Origin of the sequence: Sandarakinorhabdus cyanobacteriorum (genome assembly GCF_002251755.1) — a bacterium.
In the GTDB taxonomy this organism is placed as follows: domain Bacteria; phylum Pseudomonadota; class Alphaproteobacteria; order Sphingomonadales; family Sphingomonadaceae; genus Sandarakinorhabdus; species Sandarakinorhabdus cyanobacteriorum.
This window is the reverse complement of the sequence record NZ_NOXT01000048.1, coordinates 1-15,264: the sequence shown is the minus strand read 5'-3', so window position 1 is coordinate 15,264 and position 15,264 is coordinate 1. Positions and strand designations below refer to the sequence as shown.

Here is a 15,264-nt window from a genome sequence, read left to right as displayed (position 1 = left end):
TATCCGGGCGAGAAAGTGACTTCTCTAAATAGCGGGAACATGGTCCAAGCCGGATGGCAAGGCGATGATCCAGCGAAATGCGCCCAGCCCCGATCGTTGCCAGCACCGCGCCCATGCCAACCAGAGCCAAGGGCGGCCACCAACCCGGCACCGGGCCCGCGGCATGGACAAACCAGAAGCCCACAAGAAAATTCGGAATGAGGATGAGCCCGGCAAGCCGCGTGCCCAGGCCCAGCACCAGCGCGATCCCGGCGAGAAATTGGCACCAAACCGAAACGGGCGCGCCGATGTGCGGCCATGGGATGCTGGCGGCGCGACAGAAACCGATGAACACCTGCATCCGCGCTGCGCTGAACACATTGTCCTGGCTCTGGTAGATCAGGAAGCTGCCGGCCAGCAGCCGCATCAACAACAGTCCCAGATCGCCGCTCCTTGCCAGGCCGGGAAGCTGCCAAGCCGGAGTCATGCCGCCAGGCCCAGCGCCCGTTCCACCCGCTGCACCCAGGCCCGCACAACCGGCCATTCGGCCAGATCAAAGCCGCCCTCATGCGCAACCCTGGTATAGGCGACCAGGCCAATGTCGGCGCAGCTGAAGCCCTTGCCCACAAACCAATCGCGGCCTGCCAGATGGCCCGCCATCACGTCCAGCGCGGCGCGGCCCTTGCGCATCAGCGCCGGATCAATCTCGCTGTCGGGTTTGCCGAGATAGAATTTCTGGAAGCGGCGCACGGCAATGGCGGGCTCGTGGCTATATTGTTCCCAGAACAGCCATTGCAGCATCTCTGCCTGTTCCAGCTCGTCGGCCGGGATCAGGCTGCTGCCCCGCGCCAGGAACAACATCATCGCGTTGGACTGTGCCAGGCGGTGGCCATCGGCCAGTTCCAGGGCTGGCACCTGCCCCATCGGGAATTTGGCCAGAAATTCCGGTGATTTGGCTTCACCCTTCACCACATCCACATCAATCCAGCGATAGGCCAGGCCAAGATGATCAGCGACGAACTTCACCTTGAGGCAATTGCCCGACACCTTGTCTCCATACAGCGTGAACATCGCGTGGCTCCTTCCTTTGCCGGGCATAGCGGCGGCGCGCCGCGATTGAAAGCCGGTGCGGGCTGCGGCAGGAAGGGGCATGACCAGCCCTGCCCTTTCCCTTTATCGCCTGGCCAACATCATGGCCCGTCTGCGCCATCCCGAACAGGGTTGCCCCTGGGATCTGGCGCAGGATTTCGACACGATCGCGCCCTACACCATCGAGGAAGCCTATGAAGTGGCCGAGGCGATTGCGGCGCGCGACATGGCCGAACTGAAGAAGGAACTGGGCGATCTGCTGTTTCAGGTGGTGTTCCACAGCCGCATGGCGGAAGAAGCGGGCCACTTTGCCCTCGCCGATGTGGTGGCCAGCCTGTGCGAGAAGATGGAGCGGCGGCATCCCCATATTTTTGGCGACGGCACCCGGGCGGCCGATGCTGGCGCCCAGAAGGCCGAGTGGGAACGCATCAAGGCCGAGGAACGGGCCGCGGCCGGCGCGCCTGAGCGGCCGGTTTCGGCGCTGGATGGGGTGGCGCGTGCCCTCCCTGCCCTCATGCGTGCCGAAAAGCTGCAGGCGCGTGCCGCGCGCGTGGGCTTTGAATGGCATGATGTGGCCGGTGTGCGCGCCAAGCTGGACGAGGAATTGGCTGAATTTGATGCCGCCGAAACCGATGCCCACCGCGCCGAGGAAATGGGCGATGTGCTGTTCGTGATTGCCAACCTGGCGCGGCGGCATGGCATCGATCCGGAAGCGGCCCTGCGCGCCGGCAATGCCAAGTTCGAACGCCGGTTCCGCGCCATGGAGGCGCTGGCCGGCCCGGCATTTGCCACCCTGCCGCTGGAGCGCCAGGAGGAATATTGGCAGCAGGTCAAGGCGGCAGAGCGGCGCTGATCCGGCTTGCGCTGCGGCCATGGCCGCCGCATGATCCGTCCCACTTGGCTCTGGTGGGGAGAATCGGGCATGTCGCTGAATCGCCGCGTGTTTCTGGCTGGAGCTGCCGGGGCCCCCCTGGCTGGTGCCGCCAATGCCAGCATACTTGCCGCCGGTGCCAGCGCGGCCGAGGCGCGGGCCCTGGAGGCCATTGCAGCCTATCTGGAGGCGCATCGCCGGCATTTCGGCCTGCCAGCCATGGGCATGGTGATGGTGAGCGGTGCCAAGAGCTTCACCATCCTGTCGGGAACGCGCGATTATCGCGAAACGCAAGGCCTGGCCGGCGACGAGCTGTGGCAGATCGGCAGCATTTCCAAGAGCTTCATTGCCCTTATCTGCCTCGCGCTGCAGGCTGAGGGCAAACTGACCCTGGACGATGAACTGCGCCAGCATCTGCCCGAAGCGCGATTGCCCGGTGTGTCGTCCGGTGGGCCGTTCACCATTCGCGGCCTTTTGGATCACACCACCGGCCTGCCGGATTTTGCGCCGGCCATGGGCATCAAGCTGTGGCGCGGCTTTGGCGCTGGCAAGGGCTGGAGCTACAGCAACACTGGCTATGATCTGTTGGGCAAGATGATTGCCCGGATCGAAGCCAAGCCGCTGTATCAAGTGATCGAAGAGCGGGTGTGCAAGCCGCTGGGCATGACGACCACGCGCGGTGCTATCCAGTGGCGCGACCGCACCCGTTATCCGGCAAGCTTCAGCCCGGTGCGGCCCGACCGGCCGGTTCTCACCGCCATGGCGCTGGCGCCGGCGCCCTGGGTTGATGCCGATCTGGGGGCCGGGTCTGTCGCGGCCCCCCTGCCCGACATGGCCCGTTACCTGAAGTTCCTGATTGGCGTTGGCCAGGGCAAGGGTGCGCCGCTGTTGACCGATGCGCAGGCGCGGCTGTGGCTGGAAAGCCCGGTTCCGCAAGACCCGGCGCTGCCGGCGGAAACCTATGGGCTGGGCCTGATGCACCGGCTGGATGAGGATCGCCCCCTCCTCCACCACACTGGCGGGATGGTGAGTTTTTCCTCATCATTTCATGTTGATGCTGCCGCTGGCGTTGGAGCCTTTGCCAGCTGCGCGGTGGGCGGGATCAATTACCGGCCGCGCCTGATCACCCTCTATGCCCTGCGCGCGCTGCGGGCGGCGGCGAGCGGCGGTGCCATGCCGGCTCCGCCGCCGTTGGGCGCCCTGCCCGACAATGCCGGCGATTTTGTTGGCAGCTACACGGATGGTGACCGGCGCCTGACCATTCTGCCCGGCCTGATCGCCGAGATTGACGGCCAGCGCGCCGGCTTGAAGGCGCAGGGCGATGTGATGGCCACAGCCCATCCTGCCCTGGTGGAATGGCCGTTGGTGGTGGTGCGCGGCGGCAAGAAGGGCGATGAAGGCGCGGTGATCGCCATCGATCATGGCGAGCAGCGCTTTGTCCGTTCCGGTGCCAATGCGGCCCTGCCACCACCCCCCCCAGAGCTGTCCGCATTGGCCGGCCATTACCAGAGCGATGATCCCTGGATCGGCGGCATCGCCATCGCGGCGCGCGGCGACAGGCTGTATCTTGGCGGGGTTGAGCCGCTGCGGCCCACTGGCAAGGATGAATGGGCCCCGGCATCATCGAAGGACAATCCGGAGCGGTTGCTGTTTGATGGCTTTGTGAACGGCGTGCCGCAGGTGCTGATCTGGTCAGGCCGGCGGCTGGAGCGGCGCGACCCGTAACGCCACGCAGCGGTCCCGCCCGGCGAGATCGGGATGGAGGCTGGCCGAAAACCCGTGCTGTGCGGCCAAATCCAGCAGGGCCGGGCCTTGGCTGTGTCCGATTTCGAGCAGAGCGAGCGCGCCTGGCTGCATCAGGTCGGCCAATTGTGGCAGGATGCGGCGATAATCATCCAGCCCGTCCGCGCCGGCGAACAGGGCGCTGGCCGGTTCATTTTCGCGCACTTCGGCTGAAAGCGTTTCCGTTTCAGCGATATAGGGCGGGTTGCTGATAATGAGATCGAAGCGCTGATCAAGCCCCTGCCCCCAATTGCCGGGCATGAAGCGGGCACGATCGGCAAGGCCGGTGCGGAAGGCGTTTTCGGATGCCACTGCCAGCGCGGCCGGGCTGGCATCGATGCCAAGGCCGCTGGCATCAGGCCATTCGCTGAGCGCGGCCAGCAGCAGGGCGCCGGAACCGGTGCCGAGATCGAGGATGCGGGTGGGCGCCGGCTGGCACAGGCGCAGCGCCACATCGATCAGGGTTTCGCTGTCGGGGCGCGGAATCAGCACATCGGGCGTGACCTTCAGGTCGAGCGACCAGAATTCGCGGCTGCCGGTGATGTGCGCCACCGGCTCCCCCTTGGCGCGGCGTTCGACAAGCAGATCATAGGCTTGGACATCAATCCTGCGATCCGGATGCAGCAAAAGCGCGCCACGCGATATGCCGAGCAGATGGGCCAGCAGCACTTCGGCGTCCAGCCGCGCAGTGTCGCCGCCAATCCGGCTGGCGGCGGCGTTGAGTGCAGCGATTGCGTGCATCAACCCAGGCTCGCCAGCCGGGCGGCTTCGTCTTCCGCGACCAGGGCGCACACCACTTCGTCCAGCCCCGGCCCTTCGAGTACTTCGGGCAGGCGGTGCAAGGTGAGGTTGATGCGGTGATCGGTGACGCGGCCTTGCGGGAAATTATAGGTGCGGATCCGTTCGGAGCGGTCGCCGCTGCCGACCATGGCCTTGCGATCGGCGCTGCGGCTGCTGGCGAGGCGTTCGCGCTCGGCATCGAACAGGCGGGCACGCAGCAGTTTCAGGGCCTTGGCCTTGTTCTTGTGCTGGCTCCGCTCATCCTGCACCGCCACCACCGTGCCCGTGGGAATATGGGTGATCCTGACCGCGCTGTCAGTGACGTTGACATGCTGGCCGCCGGCGCCGCTGGCGCGGAACACGTCGATGCGCAGATCCTTCTCGTCGATGGCGATGTCGACATCCTCGGCCTCGGGCAGCACGGCGACGGTGGCGGCGCTGGTGTGGATGCGGCCGCCGGCTTCGGTGACGGGCACCCGCTGCACCCGGTGCACGCCGCTTTCAAACTTCAGCCGGGCGAACACGCCGGGGCCCGAGACGCTGGCGACCAGTTCCTTGAAGCCACCCAGATCGGCCGCATTTTGCGAGAGGATTTCCCAGCGCCATCCGTGATTTGCGGCATAGCGCTCATACATGCGGGCAAGATCGCCGGCAAACAGGGCGGCTTCGTCCCCGCCGGTGCCAGCGCGGATTTCCAGCACGGCGGACCTGTCATCTGCGGCATCGCGTGGCAGCAGTTGCAGGGCCAGCGCGCGTTCGGCAGCCGGCAATCGTTCGGCGATGCTGGCCAGCTCTTCCTGCGCCAGGGCGTGCATCTCGTCACTGGCCGGGATGGCCTGCAGTTCGGCCTGTTCGGCCAGCAGCGCGCGCCAGCTCTTGGCAGCCTCCACCACCGGGGTCAGCTCGGCATAATCCTTTGACAGCGCAACAAATTGTTCCCGTGGCAGCGCCGGATTGCCCATGTCGTGCGCCAGTTGTTCGTGGCGGCGCTCGATCTGGGCGATGCGCTCGATGGGCAGGCTCATCCCTTCAGGCCACCGCCGGCCAGCCTGGCCCGGATGGCAGCAACGGCTTCGGCCATGGCGACCGGCACCTGCTCGCCGCTGCCCAGATCACGCATGGTGACGATGCCGCCGGCAACCTCATCGCCGCCGATCAGCACGGCGATGCGGGCACCGGATTTGCCGGCACGCTCCATTTTCTTCTTGAGATTGCCGCGCCAGCCCTGCTCGGCGGCGATGCCGGCACGGCGCAAGCCATTGAGAAGATGAAGCGCTGGCCCCTCCGCCTCGGCGCCGACCGCCACCACGGCGACCTGAACCGGATTGGCCGCCGGCTCGGCCACAAGCATGGCCAGGCGTTCAATGCCGGCCGCCCAGCCGACAGCCGGGGTTTCCGGGCCGCCCATATGGCCGATCAGGCCGTCGTAACGACCGCCGCCCAGCACGGTGCCTTGCGCGCCCAGGCTTTGGGTGACGAATTCGAACACGGTGTGGCGATAATAGTCGAGCCCGCGCACCAGCCGGGCGTTGCGGGTCCAGGCGATGCCGCTGGCCTGCAGACCGGCCTGCAGCTTTTCAAAGAACTGGCCGGCATCGCTTGTGAAGAACGCATCGATCTGCGGGGCCTCGGCCACCAGCGCCTGGTCTCGGGCGTCCTTGCTGTCGAGGATGCGCAGCGGGTTGGCCTCCAGCCGGCGCTGGCTGTCTTCGGAGAGGTCGCCACGGTGGGCGGCGAAATGGGCGGCGACCGCGGCGCTCCAGGCGGCGCGGGTGGTGGGATCGCCCATGGAGTTCAGGGTGACGACGACGTCATCGGCAATGCCCAGTTCGTCGAGCAGATGCTGGCCGAGCGCAATCACCTCGACATCGGCCGCCGGCTCACCAGCGCCGAGGATTTCGGCGTCGAGCTGGTGGAACTGGCGGAAACGGCCCTTTTGCGGGCGTTCGTAGCGGAACAGCGGCCCCCAGGCCGCCAGCTTCAAGGGCGCCAGCTGCTGCCAGCCATTTTCGATATAAGCCCTTGCGATCCCGGCGGTAAATTCCGGGCGCAGGCACATGGCATCGCCGCCGCGATCGGTGAATTCATACATTTCCTTGGAAACCACATCGGTGGTTTCGCCAAGGCTGCGGGCGAACACGGCGGTGGCTTCGAACACCGGCACCTCCACCCGGCCAAAACCGTGGAATTTGCGGACGCGGTTGAACGTTTCGATGACATGATCGAAGCGGGCGGCGGCCTCGCCGATCATGTCTTGCGTGCCGCGGGGTTTCTGGGGGGCCTTGCTCATGGGCGGCGGCATAAGCGAGAGCGCGGCGTGGTGCAATGTCTCCCCCTTCCCCGGTGGCCGCAGCTTCGCTAACCAGCGGGCATGCGCGCTGTTCTGCTCCTTGCCTCCGCCCTGATTGCTGCGCCAGCCCTGGCCCAGCGGTCGCTGCCGCAACCCTTGCCGATCGTGGATGCCATCCCGGCCGCCCGCGACACGCCCTTCCCCGGCACCATCAAGCTGCATGTGGACGTAACCGACACGCAGCGGGGGGTGTTGCGGGTGGCCGAGACGATCCCGGTGCCGGCGGAACTGGCCGGCAAGCGCATGGCGCTGCTGTTCCCCAAATGGCTGCCCGGCAAGCATGCGCCGCGCGGCGAGATCGAGAAGCTGGCCGGGCTGGAGATCAGCGCCGGCGGCAAGCCCTTGATGTGGAAGCGGGATCCGCTCGATGTGTTTGCCTTTTGGGTGGAGGTGCCGGCGGGTGCCACGGCGCTCGATGTGCGGTTCGATTTCCTGTCGGCCACCGATGGGCCGCAGGGGCGCATCGTGGTGACCAGCGACATGCTGAACCTGCAACCGAACAGCGTGTCGCTCTATCCGGCGGGCTGGTTCACGCGCCAGATTCCGGTGGAGCTGTCGGTCACCTGGCCCGACGGCTGGCAGGCCGGTTCGGCGATGCGGGAGGCCCGCCGCGATGGCAACCGGATCACCTACCAAGTCACTGATTATGAAGCGTTGGTGGACAGTCCCTTCTTTGCCGGGCGGCATTTTGCCAAATGGGATCTGGGCCAGAATGTCACCCTGAATGTCGTGGCCGACGAGGCGCGCTTCCTGAAGGCCAGCGACGAGCAGATCGGCAAGCACAAGGCCTTGGTCAGCCAGGCAATCAAGCTGTTCGGCACCCGCCAGTTTGACCATTATGATCTGCTGCTCTCCCTCACCGAGAAGATGGGCGGCATCGGGCTGGAGCATCACCGCAGTTCCGAAAACGGGGTGGACACCGGCTATTTCACCGATTGGGAGCGGGGCCCGGGCCGGCGCAACCTGCTGCCGCACGAATTCACCCACAGCTGGAACGGCAAGCACCGGCGCGGTGCCGATCTGGTGACGCCGGATTTCCGCACCCCGATGCGCAATTCGATGCTGTGGGTGTATGAAGGGCAGACGCAGTTCTGGGGCTATGTGCTGCAGGCCCGCTCGGGTCTGGTGTCCGTTGCCGAAACCATTGATCAGATTGCCGGAATCGCCGCCACGCTGGACAATCGGCCGGCGCGCGGCTGGCGCAGCCTGGATGACACCACCAATGATCCGATCATCACGCCGCGCGCGCCCAAGGGCTGGCTGAGCTTCCAGCGCAGCGAGGATTATTATGCCGAAGGCATGCTGGTGTGGCTGGAGGTGGACGGCATCATCCGGCGGGAGAGCAAAGGCTTGAAAAGCCTGGATGATTTTGCCCGGCGCTTCTTTGGCACGGGCGATGGCGACTGGGGGGTGAAGCCTTATGATTTCAATGGCTTGGTTGCTGATCTGAACGCGGTGCAGCCTTATGACTGGGCTGGTCTGCTGACGACGCGGCTCACTGAAAAGGCCAGTGGCGCGCCGCTGAAGGGGCTGGAGATGCTGGGGTGGAAGCTGGTCTATCAGGACAAGCCGAGCAGCGCCTTCACCGATGCCAACCGGCGCCACGTCAATCTGATGTTCTCTGGCGGGCTGCTGCTCGGCACCAATGGCAAGGTGGAGCAGGTGCTGTGGGGCAGCGCCGCGTTCGATGCCGGGTTGGTGGTGGGGGACATGATCATCGCGGTGAACGAGATCCCCTACAGCGATGATGCCCTGCGTGCGGCGGTGACGGCGGCGAAAGGTGGCACGGCGCCGATCCGGCTGCTGGTGAAGACGGACGACCGGGTGCGCAGCGTGGACTGGGCGTGGAACGGCGGCCTGCGCTATCCGCGGCTGGAGCGGCTGGCACCGCTGGATGCGAAGAACCCGACCGGGCTGGAGCGGTTGCTGACGGCGAAGTGAGGCGCCCCTCCGTCGCGCGTGCCGCGCGCCACCTCCCCAAACAAGTTTGGGGAGGATTTAGCCCAGTGCCTTCAGGCCGGCGATGCAGGCGATGAGGGTGATGAGCAGCAGGGCGCGGGCGAGGCTCAATGGTTCGGCGTAGAAGGCGATGCCGATGAGTGCGGTGGCGCCGGCGCCGATGCCGGCCCACACGGCATAGGCGGTGCCCATCGGGATATGGCGGCCGGCCAGCGCCAACAGGCCCATGGAAGCGGTGACGGCGATGAGGAAGCCGGCCAGCGCCGCCAGGTTGCGGCCGCCATCGATGTGGCGCAGCGCGGTGGTGAAGCCGGCTTCGCACAGGCCGCCGGCCAGCAATGCCACCCAGGCCCAGTTTGCGTTCATTTTCCTGCCCTCCGCCCAAAGTCCCATCGTCCGCGTCATTTGGACCGTGGACAATATTGCCGCAGCCCCGTAACCCGCCCCCAAACCGAACAACAGGAGTTTTCAGAGCGATGCGTATCGATGCGATCCCGATTGGCGTGAACCCGCCGCATGATGTCAACGTGATCATCGAATGCCCGCTGGGCGGCGAGCCGGTGAAATATGAACTGGACAAGGCATCGGGCGCGCTGTTCATCGATCGCATCCTGCACACGCCGATGCGCTATCCGTGCAATTATGGCTTCATCCCGCACACGCTGGCCGATGATGGCGACCCGATTGATGCGCTGATCGTGGCGCGCACGCCGTTCATGCCGGGCTCCATCGCCCGCGTGCGCCCGGTAGGCGTGCTGATGATGGAAGATGATGGCGGCGGCGATGCCAAGCTGCTCTGCGTGTCGGTGAACAAGGTTTATCCTTATTATTCCGACGTCGAGGAATATACCGATCTGCCCAAGATCGTGCTCGACCAGATCGAGCATTTCTTCACCCATTACAAGGATCTGGAGCCGGGCAAGTGGGTGAAATGCTCGGGCTGGGAAGGCCGGGCCACGGCCGAGAAGCTGATCCTGGAATCGATCGAGCGCTATGAAGCCGAGAAGGCCGGTCGCCTGGCGGTGGAGCACAAGGAACACCCCGGCGCACCGCGCTGAGCCAGGCGTTCCGGACGATGCGAAGGGCGGCCCCGGTGGCCGCCCTTTTCATGTTGGCCGGCGGTGCAATGCAATTTTCAAGGAGCCGGGGAAGTTTGCCATGGGGCGGTGGCTGTAGGACAGGCCGGTAACCAAGCATCTGCAATTGTTCTGGAATTTCCACCGGTGTTTCGGTTTTGAGGCCCAACTGGCTGATTCGGCGGCATTTTGGCGTGGCAAAAGCGTGTGATTTGGTGCCCGCGTCTGGCGCTGCGGTGACCGCAGGCTGCGCGCTGGTGACCGCATATTGCGCGCGGGTAACCGCGCTTCTTGCGCGGGTGACGCCCTAAAGCAGCCGCTGCAGATTGGCCATGGCGGCCATGGCGGCGGGGCGCAGTTGCTGCAGGATGGCGATCTTGTCCGCCTCGTGCGGCTGCACATCGCGCATCACGGCGGCAAAGCCATCCAGCCGGCAGTTGACGATCCACTGCATCAGTTCGCGGTGCTGGGACCAGGCGCCCTGGTTGAACAGGTTGACCAGTGCGGCGCGCGGGAAATCGGTGATGGCATCGGGCAGTGGCACCGCCATGGTGAGGGCATTCTGCGCCGCCTCCCCCTCCACATGGGCTTCCACCCAGGCGATCAGCGCGGCGCTGAATGCCGGCTGCGGCACGCGCACCATCTGCGGCACGATCTTGCCAGGCTGGAACACCGGCACCGGCGGCCGCCGCTCCACGGCCGAGGCGGTGCAATCGATGAACAAGGTGCCCGGCGGCGTGGCGCGGCTGCCGCCGTCCAGCAGCATGCGATCCTGCTCCAGCGCCTGCACCCGGCCCAGGCGGATCACATCGGTGATGCGCTGCAATTCGCGCACCTCGGCGGTGGAGGCGATGGCATAGTGGAACATTTCTGGCCAATGATCGCGCGAAATGCGCTGCATGTAGCCGCAATCTTCCAGCCGGGCGAACAGATCTGCGGCATCGCTGGCCGCGCCAAGCGCAGCCAAGAAGCGCAATTGCCCGCCGATGCACTGTTCGAAAAAGGCCTGGCCGGGCTGCACGGCGCTGCGGTTGAAGAACCAGGAGGCGCGCGGGGCGACCCAACTGATCATGCTGGGCGTGGCACCGGCGGCGAGCAGCCACAGGATCGTGTCCATCCCGGTCTTGCCGGCGCCGAGCACGACATAATGGCGCGGCATGGCATCGGGCTTGCGCCACAGGTGCGGCAGCTCCCCGGGCGGCACGATGCGCACGCCATCGGCGACGGCGAATTTGCGCGTGTGGGTGGCCGGCACGCTGGTGGCGAGATAGGTGGAATCGATGATCTTGCGGCCGATGCTGACCTGGATTTCGGCGCCGCTGACCAGGTTGACGATGCGGCCATCGCCGACATGGTTGCTGAATGGCAGATAGCGCACGCGGCCGGTGGGCAGCAGCACCCGGTTCATCACCGTTTCGAAATAGGCGCTGACCTCCGCGCCCGAGGCCAGTTCATAAAGGCCGGCGTTGAGGCCCTGGGCGTCGATCTGGCCCGATCCCAGCGGCAGCGAGGCGACGCCATAAAAGGCCGAGGGCTGGTGCAGCGTCACGAAGCCATAGGCATCATTCTAGTGGCCGCCCGGCTTGGCGTGGCGATCGACGATGGTGATGGTGGCATCGGGCAGTTCGGTCAGCAGCGTATCGGCAAAGGCCAGGCCCATGGCGCCCGCGCCGATGAGCAGATAATCGCTGTGGTGCTGGCCGCTCATTGGCTGTTGGCGAGCGCGGTCAGCGCGTCCCCATCCACCCGCATCACCGTCCAATCGTCCATCGGCTTGGCCCCCAGCGCCTTGTAGAAGCCGATGGCAGGCGTGTTCCAATCGAGCACGGACCATTCGAACCGGCCATAGCCGCGCGCCACCGCGATGCCGGCCAGATGCACCAGCAGCGCCTTGCCCAGCCCGGCCCCGCGCGCGGACGGCATGACGAACAGATCTTCCAGATACTGCCCGGGCTTGCCGGTCCAGGTCGAGAAGTTGGTGAAGAACAGCGCCAGGCCAACCGGCACGCCATCCTGCTCGGCCAGCACGCATTCGGCGGCGGGCTTGTCACCGAACAGGGCGCGAGCGAGATCATCGTGGCTCGCCTTCACCGCATCCGGTTCCTTTTCATAGATCGCCAGTTCGACGATCAGCCGGTGGATGGCGGGAATATCAGACGGGGTGGCGGCGCGGATCATGATTGCCAGCCATGGCCGCGGTTGCGCCGGCTGGCAAGGCCGGGCGATCAGAAGCCGAGATAGACGCTGCCAATCCCGAACAGGAAGAACCCGACAAGCAAGCCCAAGGCGAGCTTCATGTTGACATTCTTCATGACGACCTCCCCCGAATCGGTTACGAGATTGTCATGATGTTTGCGGCGGGGGCAGGTGTCAACGCGTCGCAGCACGGGTCCATACGGCAAGCCCCGCCATGGCCCAGGCCGCCAGCAGCGCCAACAGGGCCTGCCGCCAATCGCCATCGATCAACCGCACCAGCGCCGCTATCTTGGCCAGCCCCACGCCCAGCCAGAGCAGGCCGGCCAGGCCGCGCTTCACAACATGCGGCCCATGGCGCGGAACATCCACATGACGCTGAAGAAGGCGAGGCTGACGGAGGGGACGGCGAACAGCCAGTAGCGCGCGCCCCGGTCCACCCGATCAGGCAGCCACAGGCGCAGGAGGACGAAGGCGCTGGCGGCCGGAGCGGTGAGGCCGGCGAGCCAGGTGAGCCGATCGGCATCAAAGCCCAGACCAATGGCTTCGAGCAGGACGACCAGCGCGCCAAGCCCGAAGCACCAAATGGCGACGCGATAGCCGTAGGCCACCGCCTGCTGGCGCACCGGCTCTTCCACCCGGCGCGGGCGGGGAGGTCCGCCGTGCATGGCGGCTTATTCCGCGGCGACGGCGGCGGCCGCAGCTTCGTTGGCGGCCTCGATCTCGGCGGCCTTGGCCTCCACCAGGCCCACGATATGTTCCAGCATGCGTTCATCATCGATGACATGATCGGAGATGCCGGACAGGAACACGGCGTGGCGGCCGTTGCCGCCGCCGGTGAGGCCGATATCGGTTTCGCGGGCTTCGCCGGGGCCGTTGACGACGCAGCCGAGCACGGAGAGCGACAGCGGCGTGGTGATATGGGCGAGGCGGCGTTCCAGCGCGTCAACCGTTTTCACCACGTCAAAGCCCTGGCGGGCGCACGACGGGCAGGAGACGATCTTGACGCCGCGGGCGCGAATGCCGAGCGATTTCAGGATGTGATAACCGACCTTGACCTCCTCCACCGGATCGGCGGAGAGCGAGACGCGGATGGTGTCACCAATGCCGGCCCACAACAGCATGCCAAGGCCGATGGAGGATTTGACCGTGCCGCCCTGCAGGCCGCCGGCTTCGGTGATGCCCAGATGTAACGGATAATCGCACACTTCGGCGAGGCCATTGTAGGCGGCGACGGCGAGGAACACGTCGCTGGCCTTCACGCTGATCTTGAACTCGTGGAAATCCTCGTCCTGCAGATATTTCATATGCTCGAGCGCGCTTTCGACCAGCGCTTCCGGGCAAGGCTCGCCATATTTTTCGAGCAGATGCTTTTCGAGGCTGCCGGCGTTGACGCCGATGCGGATGGCGCAACCATTGGCCTTGGCGGCGTTGACCACTTCCTTCACGCGGGCGCGGCTGCCGATGTTGCCGGGGTTGATGCGCAGGCAGGCGGCGCCGCCATCGGCGGCTTCGAGCGCGCGCTTGTAGTGGAAATGGATGTCGGCCACGATCGGCACGCGGGCGGCGCGGGTGATCTGGCGGAAGGCGGCGGTGGCTTCCGGCGTGGGGCAGGAGACGCGGATGATATCGGCGCCCACCTCTTCACAGGCGCGGATCTGATCGATGGTTGCGGCCGCATCTTCGGTGGGGGTGTTGGTCATGGTCTGCACGGCGATGGGGGCATCGCCGCCCACCGGCACCTTGCCCACCATGATCTGCCGGCTCTTGCGACGGGTGATGTCGCGCCACGGACGCACGCTCATGCCACTTGGCTCCCTTGACTGGTTCGCCCTGCCCGGCGCGAATTTCGCCCTGCCCGATAGCACAGGGATGCGTCCGCGCAAGACGCGGCATAACATGGCAGCATGACCGATTTTCATCTGCCGCCTGAAAAAACTGCCGCCATTCCCGCCGCCACCGTGATCCTGGCCCGCGAAGGGCCGGGCGGCATTCCCGAGTTTCTGCTGGTGCAGCGCGGCGAACAGCTGGCCTTTGCCGGCGGTGCGCTGGTGTTTCCCGGCGGGCGGGTGGATGCCAGCGACATCCACATTGCACGCAACCCACAACTGGCCGTTGGTTTTGACGGCCTGAGCGATGTGGATGCGGCCGCGCGTGTGACCTGTGCGCGCGAGGCGCTGGAGGAAACCGGCGTGCTGTTGACCGACGGGCCGCATCCGGACGAGGCGGCGCTGGCCTATGCCCGCAGCCTGCTGGCCGCCGGGCCGGATGAGGCGGAAGCGGTGGGCTTTGCCGGCATGCTGGGGGCGATGGCGCACAAGGTGGATGCGGCGCGTTTCCTGCCGTTCGCGCGCTGGGAGCCGCCGGCCGCCGCCGCCATTGCCCGGCGCTTTGACACGCGATTCTATCTGGCGGATGCCGGGCGCAGCGCCAACGCGACGATCACGCCCGATGGGTTCGAGGCCAAGGCGCTGCGTTGGACCACGGCGGCGCAGGCGCTGGCAGATTATGATGCCGGGCGGGCCGCCATGGTGTTTCCCACCTGGTGCAACATGCACCGGCTGGCGCAATATCAATCATTGGCAGCCCTGTTTGATCGCGTGGGTGCCCTGCCCGCCCCTTATGTGCAGCCGGCGTTCGTGACCATGGAGGGTGAGCCCTGGCTGACCATCCCCGAAGGCATTGATTATCCGGTGACGCGCGATCGGGTGGCGAGCTTGCGGCGGGAGTGAGCGGGGGATTTGTCCGGGCTGGCCGTTGAGAGGACAGTTGTTGAGGAGATTGACATGCGCCTGTTGCCCCTGATTGCCCTGCTGGCCGCTGCACCCGCCCTGGCCCAGGCACCCGCCGCCCCGGCCACCCCGCGCGAGCGGCTGATCGCGGCCGATGCCAACAAGGATGGCAAGTGGAGCAAGGAGGAGTGGTTGGCCGCCGGCCGCCGCGAGATGGGCTTCACCATGCTGGATGCCGACAAGGATGGCTTTGTGACCCAGCCGGAGTTGATGGAGGGCATGAAGCGCATGCAGGCGATGGGGATGGCGCCGCCGCCGCAGTGAAGGCGGTGCCCCTCCGCCTCGCCATGCTCGGCACCTCCCCAAACAAGTTTGGGGAGGATCTGTTCTTGCCACGCATTTAGGTCGGCAGCGTTTAGCCCGGATTATTCACCGGCCGGGTGATTTCGGGTT

At 66.0% G+C, this 15,264-nt stretch carries 19 protein-coding genes; 6 read left to right on the top strand and 13 right to left on the bottom strand.

Annotated elements, in window-relative coordinates:
- Positions 1 to 406: DoxX family protein (locus tag CHU93_RS01165; RefSeq protein ID WP_094472388.1), on the bottom strand; the 406-nt coding region annotated here is incomplete at its 3' end.
- 56 nt (positions 407 to 462) lie between these two features.
- Positions 463 to 1,050 carry a glutathione S-transferase family protein gene (locus CHU93_RS01160; protein WP_094472387.1) on the bottom strand — a complete coding sequence of 196 codons (588 nt, stop codon included), beginning with the start codon at positions 1,048 to 1,050 and terminating at the stop codon, positions 463 to 465.
- Between the two features lie 79 nt (positions 1,051 to 1,129).
- Between CHU93_RS01160 and mazG the strand changes: the two genes are divergently transcribed.
- Together mazG and CHU93_RS01150 are read left to right on the top strand one after the other, a co-directional pair.
- Positions 1,130 to 1,921, top strand: coding sequence for a nucleoside triphosphate pyrophosphohydrolase (mazG, locus tag CHU93_RS01155; protein WP_094472386.1), 792 nt, complete (start codon positions 1,130 to 1,132; stop codon positions 1,919 to 1,921).
- Between the two features lie 69 nt (positions 1,922 to 1,990).
- Positions 1,991 to 3,664, top strand: a complete 1,674-nt coding sequence (locus CHU93_RS01150; protein WP_165768546.1) for a serine hydrolase domain-containing protein — start codon at positions 1,991 to 1,993, stop codon at positions 3,662 to 3,664.
- On the opposite strand, the gene prmC is transcribed toward CHU93_RS01150, so the two are convergent.
- Genes prmC through hisS form a run of 3 tightly spaced genes read right to left on the bottom strand, consistent with a single transcriptional unit; the run spans position 3,632 to position 6,791 of the window.
- The gene (gene prmC, locus CHU93_RS01145; protein ID WP_094472384.1) at positions 3,632 to 4,462 is read right to left on the bottom strand and encodes a peptide chain release factor N(5)-glutamine methyltransferase; all 831 of its coding nucleotides are present in this window, start codon (positions 4,460 to 4,462) and stop codon (positions 3,632 to 3,634) included. The two genes, CHU93_RS01150 and prmC, sit on opposite strands and share 33 nt — an antisense overlap.
- The gene (prfA, locus tag CHU93_RS01140; RefSeq protein WP_094472383.1) at positions 4,462 to 5,526 is read right to left on the bottom strand and encodes a peptide chain release factor 1; all 1,065 of its coding nucleotides are present in this window, start codon (positions 5,524 to 5,526) and stop codon (positions 4,462 to 4,464) included. The genes prmC and prfA overlap by 1 nt, the downstream gene beginning before the upstream one ends.
- A complete protein-coding gene (gene hisS / locus CHU93_RS01135; protein WP_094472382.1) occupies positions 5,523 to 6,791 on the bottom strand; it encodes a histidine--tRNA ligase in 1,269 nt (422 codons plus the stop codon). The genes prfA and hisS overlap by 4 nt, the downstream gene beginning before the upstream one ends.
- An 81-nt stretch (positions 6,792 to 6,872) precedes the next feature.
- Here hisS and CHU93_RS01130 point away from each other — a divergent pair, with 81 nt between their 5' ends.
- Positions 6,873 to 8,792, top strand: a complete 1,920-nt coding sequence (locus CHU93_RS01130; protein WP_094472381.1) for a M61 family metallopeptidase — start codon at positions 6,873 to 6,875, stop codon at positions 8,790 to 8,792.
- Between the two features lie 57 nt (positions 8,793 to 8,849).
- Here CHU93_RS01130 and CHU93_RS01125 read toward each other — a convergent pair whose 3' ends face one another.
- Positions 8,850 to 9,176 (bottom strand): DMT family transporter, encoded by a 327-nt coding sequence (locus CHU93_RS01125; protein ID WP_094472380.1) that lies wholly within the window; start codon positions 9,174 to 9,176, stop codon positions 8,850 to 8,852.
- A gap of 110 nt (positions 9,177 to 9,286) precedes the next feature.
- Between CHU93_RS01125 and ppa the strand changes: the two genes are divergently transcribed.
- On the top strand, positions 9,287 to 9,868 hold the full coding sequence (gene ppa, locus CHU93_RS01120) for an inorganic diphosphatase (RefSeq protein ID WP_086116275.1): 582 nt from the start codon (positions 9,287 to 9,289) through the stop codon (positions 9,866 to 9,868).
- Positions 9,869 to 10,193: 325 nt separating this feature from the next.
- On the opposite strand, the gene CHU93_RS01115 is transcribed toward ppa, so the two are convergent.
- The 7 genes from CHU93_RS01115 to ispG are packed head-to-tail and all read right to left on the bottom strand — an operon-like array spanning position 10,194 to position 13,884.
- Positions 10,194 to 11,435, bottom strand: a complete 1,242-nt coding sequence (locus CHU93_RS01115; RefSeq protein ID WP_094472379.1) for a hypothetical protein — start codon at positions 11,433 to 11,435, stop codon at positions 10,194 to 10,196.
- 18 nt (positions 11,436 to 11,453) lie between these two features.
- A complete protein-coding gene (locus CHU93_RS17440) occupies positions 11,454 to 11,594 on the bottom strand; it encodes an NAD(P)-binding protein (protein WP_165768545.1) in 141 nt (46 codons plus the stop codon).
- On the bottom strand, positions 11,591 to 12,064 hold the full coding sequence (locus CHU93_RS01110; protein ID WP_094472378.1) for a GNAT family N-acetyltransferase: 474 nt from the start codon (positions 12,062 to 12,064) through the stop codon (positions 11,591 to 11,593). The genes CHU93_RS17440 and CHU93_RS01110 overlap by 4 nt, the downstream gene beginning before the upstream one ends.
- Positions 12,065 to 12,111: 47 nt before the next feature.
- A complete protein-coding gene (locus tag CHU93_RS17435) occupies positions 12,112 to 12,273 on the bottom strand; it encodes a hypothetical protein (RefSeq protein WP_165768544.1) in 162 nt (53 codons plus the stop codon).
- Positions 12,257 to 12,421 carry a hypothetical protein gene (locus CHU93_RS17430; RefSeq protein WP_165768543.1) on the bottom strand — a complete coding sequence of 55 codons (165 nt, stop codon included), beginning with the start codon at positions 12,419 to 12,421 and terminating at the stop codon, positions 12,257 to 12,259. Before CHU93_RS17430 ends, CHU93_RS17435 begins: the two co-directional genes overlap by 17 nt.
- Complete coding sequence (locus CHU93_RS01105; RefSeq protein WP_133064267.1) at positions 12,418 to 12,747, bottom strand: hypothetical protein; 330 nt, start codon at positions 12,745 to 12,747, stop codon at positions 12,418 to 12,420. Before CHU93_RS01105 ends, CHU93_RS17430 begins: the two co-directional genes overlap by 4 nt.
- A gap of 6 nt (positions 12,748 to 12,753) precedes the next feature.
- Entirely contained in the window at positions 12,754 to 13,884 is a 1,131-nt protein-coding gene (gene ispG, locus CHU93_RS01100) for a flavodoxin-dependent (E)-4-hydroxy-3-methylbut-2-enyl-diphosphate synthase (protein WP_094472376.1), read from the bottom strand.
- 102 nt (positions 13,885 to 13,986) lie between these two features.
- Here ispG and CHU93_RS01095 point away from each other — a divergent pair, with 102 nt between their 5' ends.
- Both CHU93_RS01095 and CHU93_RS01090 read left to right on the top strand, forming a co-directional pair.
- Positions 13,987 to 14,811: an NUDIX hydrolase gene (locus CHU93_RS01095; RefSeq protein ID WP_094472375.1), complete on the top strand. Its 825-nt coding sequence runs from the start codon at positions 13,987 to 13,989 to the stop codon at positions 14,809 to 14,811.
- Between the two features lie 54 nt (positions 14,812 to 14,865).
- Positions 14,866 to 15,135 carry a CREC-EF hand family protein gene (locus tag CHU93_RS01090; RefSeq protein ID WP_094472374.1) on the top strand — a complete coding sequence of 90 codons (270 nt, stop codon included), beginning with the start codon at positions 14,866 to 14,868 and terminating at the stop codon, positions 15,133 to 15,135.
- The last annotated feature ends 129 nt before the right edge of the window (positions 15,136 to 15,264 follow it).